The sequence below is a fragment of the Stutzerimonas nitrititolerans genome, assembly GCF_003696285.1.
Classification (GTDB): domain Bacteria; phylum Pseudomonadota; class Gammaproteobacteria; order Pseudomonadales; family Pseudomonadaceae; genus Stutzerimonas; species Stutzerimonas nitrititolerans.
The window spans coordinates 1-13465 of sequence record NZ_RFFL01000024.1; the positions used below are offsets into that span (position 1 = coordinate 1).

The following is a 13465-nucleotide window of genomic DNA, read 5'->3' on the forward strand; positions in this document are numbered from 1 at the left end:
GCTTCGCGATTCGCGAAGGTGGTCGTACCGTCGGCGCCGGTGTGGTTGCCAAGATCATCGAATAAACGATTGATCTGTTCCAAACAGGCCGGCATAATAGTCGGCCTGACTCTTGTTAGGCCAGTAGCTCAATTGGCAGAGCGGCGGTCTCCAAAACCGCAGGTTGGGGGTTCGATTCCCTCCTGGCCTGCCACTTTCAATAACGAATTTGGCAGTTTTTTACAGGGTTCTCCCAGATGAATGTCAAAGCAGAAGCCAAGGACACACGCTTCGATTTGGTGAAGTGGCTTGTTGTCGCTGCTTTGGTGGTAGTGGCTGTCGTCGGTAATCAGTACTACGCCGCCGAGCCGATTCTGTATAGGGTGATAGCCCTGCTCGTCGTTGCTGTCGTGGCTGCCCTGGTTGCGCTGCAGACGGCAAAGGGGCGTGCATCTTTCACGTTGCTGAAAGAGGCGCGCGTCGAGATTCGAAAAGTCGTTTGGCCGACCCGTCAAGAAACCACTCAGACCACGTTGATCGTTTTGGCCGTTGTGCTGGTTATGGCGCTGCTGTTGTGGGGGCTTGATTCCCTGCTCGGTTGGCTGGTTTCCATGATTGTTGGTTAAGGGTGTCCCGTGGCTAAGCGTTGGTACGTGGTTCATGCTTACTCGGGTTACGAGAAGCATGTCATGCGTTCGTTGATCGAGCGCGTCAAGCTTGCCGGTATGGAAGATCATTTCGGCGAGATTCTGGTCCCCACTGAAGAAGTCGTGGAGATGCGTAACGGGCAGAAGCGCAAGAGTGAGCGCAAGTTCTTTCCCGGTTACGTTCTGGTTCAGATGGATATGGCCGAAGGTGCGTGGCACCTAGTCAAGGATACGCCTCGTGTGATGGGCTTCATCGGTGGCACGGCGGATAAGCCGGCGCCAATCACCGATAAGGAAGCCGAGGCTATCTTGCGTCGCGTTGCTGACGGCAGCGACAAGCCGAAGCCGAAGACGCTGTTCGAGCCGGGTGAGGTCGTTCGAGTTGCAGACGGTCCGTTCGCCGATTTCAATGGTGTGGTCGAAGAGGTCAACTACGAGAAGAGTCGCATTCAGGTCGCGGTTCTGATCTTCGGTCGCTCCACGCCGGTAGAGTTGGAGTTCAGCCAGGTCGAGAAGGTCTAGCTGAAGTATGCATCCCTTACCCCGCAGCTAACGGCTGCGGGGTTTTGTCGTCACTGGGATAAACAAGTAACAAGGGGAGCCGAAAGGCGTTCGAACCCGTAACGGAGTAGCTATGGCTAAGAAGATTCAAGCTTATATCAAGCTTCAGGTAAAGGCCGGTCAGGCCAACCCGTCGCCGCCGGTCGGCCCTGCACTGGGTCAGCATGGCGTGAACATCATGGAGTTCTGCAAGGCGTTCAACGCCCGCACTCAAGGCCAGGAGCCTGGTCTGCCGACTCCGGTGATCATCACTGTCTACAGTGACCGCAGCTTCACTTTTGAAACCAAGAGCACCCCGGCAGCCGTGCTGCTGAAGAAAGCTGCTGGCGTTACCAGCGGTTCCGCTCGTCCCAATACCCAGAAGGTCGGCACCGTTACCCGTGCCCAGCTGGAAGAGATCGCCAAGACCAAGCAGGCTGATCTGACCGCTGCCGAACTGGAAGCTGCCGTACGGACCATCGCAGGTTCGGCTCGCAGCATGGGCCTGAACGTGGAGGGTGTGTAATGGCCAAGTTGACCAAGCGCCAGAAGGCAATCGCCCAGAAGATCGAAGCGGGCAAGCAGTACGGTTTCGAAGAGGCTGCAACTCTGCTGTCCGAACTGTCGGCCGTTAAGTTCGCCGAATCCTTCGATATCGCCATCAACCTGGGTGTTGATCCGCGTAAATCCGACCAGGTCGTTCGTGGTGCAACCGTTCTGCCGAACGGCACGGGCAAGACCGTTCGCGTTGCCGTGTTCACCCAGGGCCCTGCTGCCGAAGCAGCTCTGGCTGCTGGCGCCGATCGCGTTGGTATGGACGAGCTGGCTGCCGAGATGAAAGGCGGCGACCTGAACTATGACGTGGTTATCGCCTCTCCGGATGCGATGCGTGTTGTGGGTCAGCTGGGCCAGATCCTCGGTCCGCGTGGCCTGATGCCGAACCCCAAGGTCGGCACCGTGACTCCGGACGTCGCGACCGCTGTCAAGAATGCCAAGGCGGGTCAGGTGCGTTTCCGTACCGACAAGAACGGCATCATTCACAGCTCCGTGGGCAAGGTCGGCTTTGAAGCCGGTCAGCTCAAGCAGAACGTCGAGGCGCTGCTGTCGGACCTCAAGCGTCTGAAGCCGTCCACCTCCAAAGGTATCTACGTCAAGCGCGTGACCCTGAGCACCACCATGGGTCCGGGACTGGTCATCGATCAGGCTTCGCTCGACGCGTAAGACAAAACCGCCCCGCTGGTCGGGGCGGTGCATATTGGGGTCCCTGCCTGGCGGGGGCTATCCAAGACCGTAGGCGGCGCAAGCCTTAAACCGCTGAAGCTCGCTTCTCCAGGCCTACGCAGAGGTGCTCCCGATTCGTACCGAATCAGACACCAAAACCCGTCCGGTTTCGACCGGATGAACCGGTAACATCCAGGAGTAAAACCCGTGGCAATCAAACTCGAAGACAAGAAGGCCATCGTCGCTGAAGTCAACGAGGCTGCCAGTGCTGCCCTGTCCGCTGTCGTGGCCGATGCCCGTGGCGTGACCGTGGGGGCCATGACCGGACTCCGTAAAGAGGCCCGCGAGGCTGGCGTGTACGTGCGTGTCGTGCGTAACACCCTGCTCAAGCGCGCCGTTGAAGGCACTCAGTTCGACGTGCTCAACGACGTGTTCAAAGGCCCGACCCTGATCGCATTCTCCAACGAGCATCCGGGCGCTGCTGCCCGTATCTTCAAGGAATTCGCCAAGGGTCAGGACAAGTTCGAGATCAAGGCCGCTGCGTTCGAGGGGCAGTTCCTCGCAGCCAATCAGATCGACGTGCTGGCAACCCTGCCGACCTACGACGAAGCCATTTCGCAGCTGATGAGCGTGATCCAAGGCGCTACCAGCAAGCTGGCTCGTACTCTGGCGGCCGTTCGCGACCAGAAGGAAGCCGCTGCCGCCTAAGGCAAGCGTGGTTCTTTCCAATCTCTTATGAATTAGATGGCCGCAGGCCGTCACCTATATACAGGAACTAGAGTCATGGCTCTGACCAACGAAGACATCATCAACGCCGTTTCCGAAATGTCCGTGATGCAGGTTGTTGAACTGATCAAGGCAATGGAAGAGAAGTTCGGCGTTACCGCTGCTGCCGCTACCGTTGCTGCTGCTGGCCCGGCTGCTGCCGCTGCCGAAGAGCAGACCGAGTTCACCATCGTCCTGGCCGAAGCCGGCGACAAGAAAGTGAACGTGATCAAGGCCGTGCGCGAGCTGACCGGCCTGGGCCTGAAAGAAGCCAAGGCTGTCGTTGACGGCGCTCCTGGCGTGGTCAAGGAAGGCGTCTCCAAGGAAGAGGCCGAAGCGGCCAAGAAGGCACTGGAAGAAGCAGGCGCCAAAGTCGAGCTCAAGTAAGCGACGACCTTGCGTCTACAGCCGGAGCGACTCGCACAAGGCTGATGGCTGGTGGCTTTTGCCACCGGCCTTTTTCCGTTATAGCCAGCCGATGATTATCGGTTCGCCATCGGAAAGAACCACTCCTGGAGTGGCGCGAATCAAGGGATTCGCACGATTTTCTGGCTGCTCCCGTCGGGAGAGGCCAAACAAGCAGGTGACCAAGCTGGGGAACGCTGATGGCTTACTCATACACTGAGAAAAAACGAATCCGCAAGGACTTTAGCAAGTTACCGCACGTGATGGACGTGCCGTATCTTTTGGCCATCCAGCTGGATTCGTACCGCGAATTCCTGCAGGCGGGAGCGACAAAGGATCAGTTCCGCGATATTGGCTTGCATGCAGCCTTCAAATCCGTTTTTCCGATTATCAGCTATTCCGGCAATGCAGCGCTGGAGTACGTCGGCTACCGCCTTGGTGAGCCGGCTTTCGATGTCAAGGAGTGCGTGCTGCGCGGCGTGACCTTCGCGGTTCCGCTGCGGGTGAAGGTGCGCCTGATCATTTTCGACAAGGAGTCGTCGAGCAAAGCGATCAAGGACATCAAGGAGCAGGAAGTCTACATGGGGGAAATCCCCCTGATGACCGAGAACGGTACCTTCATCATCAACGGTACCGAGCGCGTCATCGTTTCCCAGCTGCACCGCTCGCCGGGTGTGTTCTTCGACCACGACCGTGGCAAGACCCACAGCTCGGGCAAGCTGCTGTATTCCGCGCGCATCATTCCCTACCGCGGCTCCTGGCTGGACTTCGAGTTCGATCCGAAGGACGCCGTGTTCGTGCGTATCGACCGTCGCCGCAAGCTGCCGGCCTCGGTGCTGCTGCGTGCGCTGAATTACAGCACCGAGGAAATCCTCGATGCCTTCTATGACACCAACGTCTTCCACGTGAAGGGCGAGATGCTGGCGCTCGAGCTGGTTCCGCAACGTCTGCGGGGCGAGATCGCCTCGTTCGACATCACTGACGGCAGCGGCAAGCTGATCGTCGAGCAAGGCCGCCGCATCACCGCGCGGCACATCAATCAGCTTGACAAGTCCGGCGTCAAAGAGCTCGAAATGCCGATGGATTACGTGCTGGGCCGCACCGTGGCCAAGGCGATCGTGCATCCGGCAACCGGCGAGATCATCGCCGAGTGCAACACCGAGCTGACCGTCGAAGTACTGGCCAAGATCGTCAAGGCGCAGGTCGTCCGTTTCGAGACCCTTTACACCAACGACATCGATTGCGGTCCGTTCATCTCCGACACCTTGAAGATCGACTCGACCACCAACCAGCTCGAAGCGCTGGTCGAGATCTATCGCATGATGCGTCCTGGCGAGCCGCCAACCAAGGATGCCGCCGAAACGCTGTTCAACAACCTGTTCTTCGCCTCCGAGCGTTACGACCTGTCGGCCGTTGGCCGGATGAAATTCAACCGCCGTATCGGCCGTGAAGAGATCGAAGGGCCGGGCGTACTCAGCCGCGAAGACATCGTCGCCGTGCTCAAGACCCTGGTCGATATCCGTAACGGCAAGGGCATCGTCGACGACATCGACCACCTGGGTAACCGTCGCGTGCGTTGCGTCGGCGAGATGGCCGAGAACCAGTTCCGTGTGGGCCTGGTGCGCGTCGAGCGTGCGGTCAAGGAACGCCTGTCGATGGCCGAAAGCGAAGGCCTGATGCCGCAGGACCTGATCAACGCCAAGCCGGTCGCGGCCGCGGTGAAGGAGTTCTTCGGTTCCAGCCAGCTCTCGCAGTTCATGGACCAGAACAACCCGCTCTCCGAGATCACCCACAAGCGCCGCGTTTCCGCACTCGGCCCGGGCGGTCTGACCCGTGAGCGTGCCGGCTTCGAAGTCCGTGACGTACACCCGACTCATTATGGTCGCGTGTGCCCGATCGAAACGCCGGAAGGTCCGAACATCGGTCTGATCAACTCGCTGGCCGCCTACGCGCGCACCAACCAGTACGGCTTCCTCGAGAGCCCGTACCGCGTGGTCAAGGAAGGCGAAGTCACCGACGAGATCGTGTTCCTCTCGGCGATCGAAGAGGCCGACCATGTGATCGCCCAGGCCAGCGCCAAGCTAGAAGGCCGCAAGCTGGTTGACGAACTGGTTGCTGTGCGTCACCTGAACGAGTTCACCGTCAAGGCGCCGGAAGACGTGACGCTGATGGACGTATCGCCGAAGCAGGTGGTTTCCGTCGCTGCTTCGCTGATTCCGTTCCTCGAGCACGACGACGCCAACCGCGCACTCATGGGCTCGAACATGCAGCGTCAGGCCGTGCCGACCCTGCGTTCGGACAAGCCGCTGGTGGGTACCGGAATGGAGCGCAACGTAGCGCGCGACTCCGGCGTCTGCGTGGTCGCTCGCCGTGGCGGCGTCATCGATTCGGTCGATGCCAGCCGTGTGGTCGTGCGTGTTCATGATGACGAGGTCGAGACCGGTGAAGCGGGCGTCGACATCTACAACCTGACCAAGTACACCCGTTCCAACCAGAACACCTGCATCAACCAGCGCCCGCTGGTAAGCAAGGGTGACGTGGTTCAGCGTGGCGACATCATGGCCGATGGTCCGTCCACCGACATGGGTGAACTGGCCCTGGGTCAGAACATGCGCGTCGCGTTCATGCCCTGGAACGGCTACAACTTCGAGGACTCCATCCTCCTGTCGGAGCGCGTGGTTCAGGAAGACCGTTTCACGACCATCCACATTCAGGAACTGACCTGCGTATCCCGTGATACCAAGCTCGGCCCAGAGGAAATCACCGCGGACATCCCCAACGTGGGTGAGGCTGCGCTGAACAAGCTGGACGAGGCGGGTATCGTCTACGTCGGCGCCGAAGTCGGCCCGGGCGATATCCTGGTAGGCAAGGTCACGCCGAAGGGCGAAACCCAGCTGACTCCGGAAGAGAAGCTGCTGCGCGCGATCTTCGGTGAGAAGGCGTCCGATGTGAAGGACACCTCCCTGCGCGTGCCGACCGGCACCAAGGGCACCGTCATCGACGTACAGGTGTTCATCCGCGACGGCGTCGAGCGCGATTCGCGCGCGCTGGCCATCGAGAAGATGCAGCTCGACGAGATCCGCAAGGACCTCAACGAGGAGTTCCGTATCGTCGAAGGCGCCACTTTCGAGCGTCTGCGCTCGGCGCTGGTGGGTGCGACTGCCGAAGGCGGCGCAGGCCTGAAGAAGGGCGCCGTGATCACCGACGAGACGCTGGATGGCCTCGAGCATGGTCAGTGGTTCAAACTGCGTATGGCCGAGGACGCGCTGAACGAGCAGCTAGAAAAGGCCCAGGCCTATCTTTCCGACCGCCGTCAGCTGCTCGACGACAAGTTCGAGGACAAGAAGCGCAAGCTGCAGCAGGGCGATGACCTGGCACCGGGCGTACTGAAGATCGTCAAGGTCTACCTGGCGATCAAGCGACGCATCCAGCCGGGCGACAAGATGGCCGGTCGCCACGGTAACAAGGGTGTGGTCTCGGTGATCATGCCGGTCGAAGACATGCCCCATGATGCCAACGGCACGCCGGTGGACATCGTGCTCAACCCGCTGGGTGTACCCTCGCGGATGAACGTCGGGCAGATCCTCGAAACCCACCTGGGCCTGGCGGCCAAGGGGCTGGGCGAGAAGATCAACCTGATGCTCGAAGAGCAGCGCAAGGTCGCCGATCTGCGCAAGTTCCTGCACGAGATCTACAACGAGATCGGTGGTCGCCAGGAAAGCCTGGACGACCTGAACGATCAGGAAGTGCTGGACCTGGCCAACAACCTGCGCAAGGGCGTGCCGATGGCCACCCCGGTGTTCGACGGTGCCAAGGAGCGCGAGATCAAGGCCATGCTGAAACTGGCCGATCTGCCGGAAAGCGGCCAGATGCAGCTGTTCGATGGGCGTACCGGCAACAAGTTCGAGCGCACCACTACCGTCGGCTACATGTACATGCTGAAGCTGAACCACCTGGTCGACGACAAGATGCATGCGCGTTCCACCGGTTCCTACAGCCTGGTTACCCAGCAGCCGCTGGGTGGTAAAGCGCAGTTCGGTGGTCAGCGTTTCGGGGAGATGGAGGTCTGGGCACTGGAAGCCTACGGTGCCGCCTACACCCTGCAGGAAATGCTGACCGTCAAGTCGGACGATGTGAACGGTCGGACCAAGATGTACAAGAACATCGTGGACGGCGATCACCGCATGGAGCCGGGTATGCCGGAATCCTTCAACGTACTGATCAAAGAGATCCGTTCGTTGGGTATCGACATCGATCTGGAAACCGAATAACACGCGATGCACGTCGGGAGCGAACGCCGGTTCGCTCCCTGCTCCGCTGGGAGGAAAGGCCTTGAAAGACCTGCTGAATCTATTGAAAAACCAGGGTCAAATCGAAGAGTTCGATGCCATCAAGATTGCGCTGGCATCGCCCGAGATGATTCGTTCCTGGTCCTTCGGTGAAGTGAAGAAACCGGAGACCATCAACTACCGTACGTTCAAGCCCGAGCGTGAAGGTCTGTTCTGCGCCAAGATCTTTGGCCCGGTCAAGGACTACGAGTGCCTGTGCGGCAAGTACAAGCGCCTCAAGCATCGCGGCGTGATCTGCGAGAAGTGTGGCGTCGAAGTCGCGCTGGCCAAGGTTCGTCGTGAGCGCATGGCGCACATCGAACTGGCTTCGCCGGTTGCCCACATCTGGTTCCTGAAATCGCTGCCGTCCCGTATCGGCCTGCTGCTGGACATGACCCTGCGTGACATCGAGCGCGTGCTCTATTTCGAGAGCTACGTGGTGATCGATCCGGGCATGACCACGCTCGAGAAAGGCCAACTGCTGAACGACGAGCAGTACTTCGAGGCGCTCGAAGAGTTCGGTGACGACTTCGATGCCCGCATGGGCGCCGAGGCCGTGCGCGAGCTGCTGCACGAAATCGACCTGGAGCACGAGATCGGTCGCCTGCGTGAAGAGATTCCGCAGACCAACTCGGAAACCAAGATCAAGAAGCTGTCCAAGCGCCTGAAGCTGATGGAAGCTTTCCATGGCTCGGGCAACCTGCCCGAGTGGATGGTGCTGACCGTTCTGCCGGTTCTGCCGCCGGATCTGCGTCCGCTGGTTCCGCTGGATGGCGGTCGTTTCGCGACCTCAGATCTCAACGATCTGTATCGTCGCGTGATCAACCGTAACAACCGTCTCAAGCGTCTGCTGGACCTGGCCGCGCCGGACATCATCGTGCGCAACGAAAAGCGCATGCTGCAGGAAGCCGTCGACGCCCTGCTGGACAACGGCCGTCGCGGCCGTGCCATCACCGGTTCGAACAAGCGCCCGCTGAAGTCCCTGGCCGACATGATCAAGGGCAAGCAGGGCCGCTTCCGTCAGAACCTGCTCGGCAAGCGCGTCGACTACTCCGGTCGTTCCGTGATCACCGTGGGCCCGACCCTGCGCCTGCACCAGTGCGGCCTGCCGAAGAAGATGGCTCTCGAGCTGTTCAAGCCGTTCATCTTCGGCAAGCTAGAAATGCGCGGCATGGCGACCACCATCAAGGCCGCCAAGAAGATGGTCGAGCGCGAGCTGCCCGAGGTGTGGGACGTTCTCGCCGAAGTGATTCGCGAACATCCCGTGCTGCTCAACCGTGCGCCGACCCTGCACCGTCTGGGTATCCAGGCGTTCGAGCCGGTGCTCATCGAAGGCAAGGCGATCCAGCTGCATCCGCTGGTGTGCGCCGCGTACAACGCCGACTTCGACGGTGACCAGATGGCCGTCCACGTTCCGCTGACCCTCGAGGCCCAGCTGGAAGCGCGCGCGCTGATGATGTCGACCAACAACATCCTGTCGCCCGCCAACGGCGAGCCGATTATCGTGCCGTCGCAGGACGTGGTGCTGGGTCTGTACTACATGACCCGCGAAGCGATCAACGCCAAGGGCGAAGGCCGGGTGTTCGCCGATCTGCAGGAAGTCGACCGCGTGTTCCGCGCCGGCGAGGCGTCGCTGCATGCGCGCGTGAAAGTGCGTATCAACGAGACCGTCAAAGGGCGTGACGACAGCATCACCAAGAACACCCGCATCGTCGACACCACTGTCGGCCGTGCGCTGCTGTTCCAGATCGTTCCGGAAGGCATGTCGTTCGACGTGGTCAACCAGCCGATGAAGAAGAAGGCGATCTCCAAGCTGATCAACCTGTGCTACCGCACGGTGGGTCTGAAGGACACTGTCATCTTCGCTGACCAGCTGATGTACACCGGTTTCGCCTACTCGACCATCTCCGGTGTGTCGATCGGCGTGAACGACTTCGTCATCCCGGATGAGAAGGCGCACATCATCGGTGCGGCCACCGAGGAAGTGAAGGAGATCGAGAGCCAGTACGCGTCCGGCCTGGTAACCCAGGGCGAGAAGTACAACAAGGTGATCGACCTCTGGTCCAAGGCCAACGACGAAGTCTCCAAGGCGATGATGGCCAACCTCTCGAAAGAGAAGGTCATCGACCGTGACGGTAAAGAAGCCGAGCAGGATTCGTTCAACTCGATGTACATGATGGCCGACTCGGGCGCGCGGGGTTCTGCTGCGCAGATTCGCCAGCTGGCCGGTATGCGTGGCCTGATGGCCAAGCCGGATGGCTCCATCATCGAGACGCCGATCACCGCGAACTTCCGTGAAGGCCTGAACGTACTGCAGTACTTCATTTCCACTCACGGTGCGCGTAAGGGTCTGGCGGATACCGCACTGAAGACCGCGAACTCCGGTTACCTGACGCGTCGCCTGGTCGACGTGGCCCAGGATCTGGTGGTGACCGAGATCGACTGCGGTACCGAACAGGGTCTGCACATGACGCCGCACATCGAAGGCGGCGACGTGGTCGAGCCGCTCGGCGAGCGTGTGCTGGGTCGTGTCATTGCTCGTGACGTCCTCAAGCCGGGCACCGAGGAAGTGCTGGTGCCGGCCGGTACCCTGATCGACGAGAAGTGGGTCGATTTCATCGAACTCAACAGCGTCGATGAAGTGATCGTGCGTTCTCCGATCAGCTGTGAAACGCGCTACGGCATCTGTGCCAAGTGCTACGGTCGCGATCTGGCCCGTGGGCATCAGGTCAACATCGGCGAGGCCGTGGGTGTCATCGCGGCCCAGTCGATCGGTGAGCCGGGTACCCAGCTGACCATGCGTACCTTCCACATCGGTGGTGCGGCCAGCCGGACCTCGGCGGTCGACAACGTGCTGGTGAAGAACGGCGGTACCATCCGCCTGCACAACCTGAAGCACGTCGAGCGCGCCGATGGCGCCCTGGTGGCGGTATCGCGCTCCGGTGAGCTGGCGGTAGCGGACGACTTCGGTCGCGAGCGCGAGCGTTACAAGCTGCCGTACGGTGCGGTCATTTCCGTGAAGGAAGGCGACAAGGTCGATGGCGGGGCCGTCGTGGCCAAGTGGGATCCGCACACCCACCCGATCGTGACCGAGATGAAGGGTGTCGTGACCTTCGTCGGCATGGAAGAGAACATCACCATCAAGCGCCAGACCGACGAGCTGACCGGCCTGACCAACATTGAAGTGATGGATCCGAAGGACCGTCCGGCCGCCGGCAAGGACATCCGTCCGGCGATCAAGATGGTCGATGCCAATGGCAAGGAATTGCTGCTGCCGGGTACCGACGTGCCGGCCCAGTACTTCCTGCCGGCCAACGCTCTGGTCGGTGTAGCCGATGGCGCCGAGATCAATGTGGGTGACGTCATCGCGCGTATCCCGCAGGAAACCTCGAAGACCCGCGACATCACCGGTGGTCTGCCGCGCGTTGCCGACCTGTTCGAAGCGCGCCGGCCGAAAGAGCCGTCGATCCTTGCGGAAATCAGCGGCACCATCTCCTTCGGCAAGGAAACCAAGGGCAAGCGCCGCCTGGTCATCACGCCGACCGATGGTACCGATCCTTACGAGGAGTTGATCCCGAAGTGGCGTCACCTGAACGTGTTCGAAGGCGAGCAGGTGAACAAGGGCGAAGTCATCTCCGACGGCCCGAGCAACCCGCACGACATCCTGCGCTTGCTGGGTGTCAGCGCGCTGGCCAAGTACATCGTCAACGAGATCCAGGACGTGTACCGCCTGCAGGGTGTGAAGATCAACGACAAGCACATCGAGACGATTCTTCGGCAGATGCTGCGCAAGGTCGAGATCAGCGAGTCGGGCGACTCCAGCTTCATCAAGGGCGACCAGATGGAGCTGACCCAGGTGCTGGAAGAGAACGAGCGCCTGGGCGAAGAGGACAAGTTCGTTGCCAAGTACGTTCGCGTGCTGCTGGGCATCACTAAGGCCTCGCTGTCCACCGAGTCGTTCATCTCTGCGGCCTCCTTCCAGGAGACCACTCGCGTCCTGACGGAAGCGGCGGTGACCGGCAAGCGCGACTATCTGCGCGGCCTGAAGGAAAACGTGGTGGTGGGTCGCCTGATCCCGGCCGGTACCGGTCTGCAATATCACAGCGAGCGCAAACGCAAGCGTGATGCGGACAAGCCGGTACGAGTAAGTGCTGATGAAGTCGAAGCGGCTCTCACCGAGGCGCTGAACTCCAGCAGCAACTAAGGGCAAGCCCTGGCGTGAGCCAGGGCGCGCCTTGACGGTGTGCAAGAAGCTCTTTAGACTCTTGTACCCCTAATTTGGCGGGGCCTTTCGCCCTGCCATTTTTCGTTTGTGTCGAAAGACAACAGTGGAGCTAGTAGATGGCAACGATTAACCAGCTGGTACGTCAGCCGCGCAAGCGCGTCGTCGAGAAAAGCGACGTCCCTGCGCTGCAGAACTGCCCGCAACGTCGTGGCGTGTGCACCCGTGTGTACACCACCACGCCAAAGAAACCGAACTCTGCACTGCGTAAGGTATGCCGTGTTCGCCTGACCAACGGTTTTGAAGTCGCCTCCTACATCGGTGGTGAAGGTCACAACCTGCAAGAGCACAGCGTAGTGCTGATCCGTGGCGGTCGTGTAAAGGACCTTCCGGGTGTTCGCTACCACACCGTGCGCGGTTCGCTGGATACCTCCGGCGTCAAGGATCGTAAGCAGGGCCGTTCCAAGTACGGCGCCAAGCGTCCGAAATAATCAGCAATTACTATTTATTTGAGTCGATAAGAGTAAGGTCGGGCGTAACCTCGTCGTTATTGTCCCGAGCTAACCTGAAGACCGTTTGAGGGCTTATCAATGCCAAGACGTCGTGTAGCAGCCAAGCGCGAGATCCTTGACGATCCGAAGTACGGAAGTCTGATCCTGGCCAAGTTCATGAACCACGTGATGGAGAGCGGCAAGAAAGCCGTTGCCGAGCGTATCGTTTATGGTGCTCTGGACAAGGTCAAAGAACGCAAGAACAGCGACCCCCTGGAAATCTTCGAAAAAGCACTCGACGCCATCGCTCCGCTGGTCGAAGTGAAGTCCCGCCGCGTAGGTGGTGCGACTTATCAGGTTCCGGTCGAAGTTCGTCCTTCCCGTCGTAATGCCTTGGCCATGCGCTGGTTGGTAGATGCCGCGCGCAAGCGTGGTGAGAAGTCCATGGCTCTGCGCCTGGCAGGTGAGCTGACGGATGCCTTCGAAGGCAAAGGTGCTGCTGTGAAGAAGCGTGAAGACGTGCATCGCATGGCCGAAGCCAACAAGGCCTTCTCGCACTACCGTTTCTAAAAGTCGCGCTAATTTCGCGAGGATCACACTGTGGCACGAACTACCCCGATCAACCGCTACCGCAACATCGGCATCTGCGCCCACGTGGATGCGGGCAAGACCACTACCACCGAGCGGATCCTGTTCTACACAGGCGTCAACCACAAGATGGGCGAGACCCATGATGGTGCGTCGACCACTGACTGGATGGTGCAGGAGCAGGAGCGTGGTATCACCATCACCTCCGCGGCCGTTACCGCGTTCTGGCAGGGTTCGCAGAAGCAGTACGACAATTACCGGGTGAACGTCATCGACACC

12 protein-coding genes and 1 tRNA gene are annotated in these 13465 nt (G+C 60.2%); all 13 read left to right on the forward strand.

Annotated elements, in window-relative coordinates:
- The coding region (locus EA795_RS19915) for a hypothetical protein (RefSeq protein WP_016393389.1) at positions 1-65 on the forward strand (65 nt) is incomplete at its 5' end.
- Between the two features lie 52 nt (positions 66-117).
- Positions 118-193: transfer RNA gene (locus EA795_RS19920), tRNA-Trp, on the forward strand.
- Between the two features lie 43 nt (positions 194-236).
- A complete protein-coding gene (gene secE / locus EA795_RS19925; protein WP_014854241.1) occupies positions 237-605 on the forward strand; it encodes a preprotein translocase subunit SecE in 369 nt (122 codons plus the stop codon).
- A gap of 9 nt (positions 606-614) precedes the next feature.
- Complete coding sequence (gene nusG, locus EA795_RS19930) at positions 615-1148, forward strand: transcription termination/antitermination protein NusG (RefSeq protein ID WP_014854240.1); 534 nt, start codon at positions 615-617, stop codon at positions 1146-1148.
- Between the two features lie 112 nt (positions 1149-1260).
- Positions 1261-1692 (forward strand): 50S ribosomal protein L11, encoded by a 432-nt coding sequence (rplK, locus tag EA795_RS19935; protein ID WP_014854239.1) that lies wholly within the window; start codon positions 1261-1263, stop codon positions 1690-1692.
- Complete coding sequence (gene rplA / locus EA795_RS19940) at positions 1692-2387, forward strand: 50S ribosomal protein L1 (protein ID WP_014854238.1); 696 nt, start codon at positions 1692-1694, stop codon at positions 2385-2387. The genes rplK and rplA overlap by 1 nt, the downstream gene beginning before the upstream one ends.
- A 207-nt stretch (positions 2388-2594) precedes the next feature.
- Positions 2595-3095 (forward strand): 50S ribosomal protein L10, encoded by a 501-nt coding sequence (gene rplJ / locus EA795_RS19945; protein ID WP_014854237.1) that lies wholly within the window; start codon positions 2595-2597, stop codon positions 3093-3095.
- A 75-nt stretch (positions 3096-3170) separates the two neighbouring features.
- Positions 3171-3539 carry a 50S ribosomal protein L7/L12 gene (gene rplL / locus EA795_RS19950; RefSeq protein WP_014854236.1) on the forward strand — a complete coding sequence of 123 codons (369 nt, stop codon included), beginning with the start codon at positions 3171-3173 and terminating at the stop codon, positions 3537-3539.
- 218 nt (positions 3540-3757) lie between these two features.
- A complete protein-coding gene (rpoB, locus tag EA795_RS19955) occupies positions 3758-7828 on the forward strand; it encodes a DNA-directed RNA polymerase subunit beta (protein WP_014854235.1) in 4071 nt (1356 codons plus the stop codon).
- A 61-nt stretch (positions 7829-7889) separates the two neighbouring features.
- A complete protein-coding gene (gene rpoC / locus EA795_RS19960; protein ID WP_014854234.1) occupies positions 7890-12089 on the forward strand; it encodes a DNA-directed RNA polymerase subunit beta' in 4200 nt (1399 codons plus the stop codon).
- A 137-nt stretch (positions 12090-12226) separates the two neighbouring features.
- The gene (rpsL, locus tag EA795_RS19965) at positions 12227-12598 is read left to right on the forward strand and encodes a 30S ribosomal protein S12 (protein WP_003291416.1); all 372 of its coding nucleotides are present in this window, start codon (positions 12227-12229) and stop codon (positions 12596-12598) included.
- Positions 12599-12697: 99 nt separating this feature from the next.
- The gene (gene rpsG, locus EA795_RS19970) at positions 12698-13168 is read left to right on the forward strand and encodes a 30S ribosomal protein S7 (protein WP_014854233.1); all 471 of its coding nucleotides are present in this window, start codon (positions 12698-12700) and stop codon (positions 13166-13168) included.
- A gap of 30 nt (positions 13169-13198) precedes the next feature.
- On the forward strand, positions 13199-13465 hold a 267-nt coding region (locus EA795_RS19975), incomplete at its 3' end, for a GTP-binding protein (protein WP_122079114.1).

Coding starts and splice junctions, on each gene's coding strand:
- secE (WP_014854241.1), top strand. CDS start 237: ATGAATGTCAAAGCAGAAGCCAAGGACACACGCTTCGATTTGGTGAAG.
- rplK (WP_014854239.1), top strand. CDS start 1,261: ATGGCTAAGAAGATTCAAGCTTATATCAAGCTTCAGGTAAAGGCCGGT.
- rplA (WP_014854238.1), top strand. CDS start 1,692: ATGGCCAAGTTGACCAAGCGCCAGAAGGCAATCGCCCAGAAGATCGAA.
- rplL (WP_014854236.1), top strand. CDS start 3,171: ATGGCTCTGACCAACGAAGACATCATCAACGCCGTTTCCGAAATGTCC.
- rpoB (WP_014854235.1), top strand. CDS start 3,758: ATGGCTTACTCATACACTGAGAAAAAACGAATCCGCAAGGACTTTAGC.
- rpsL (WP_003291416.1), top strand. CDS start 12,227: ATGGCAACGATTAACCAGCTGGTACGTCAGCCGCGCAAGCGCGTCGTC.
- rpsG (WP_014854233.1), top strand. CDS start 12,698: ATGCCAAGACGTCGTGTAGCAGCCAAGCGCGAGATCCTTGACGATCCG.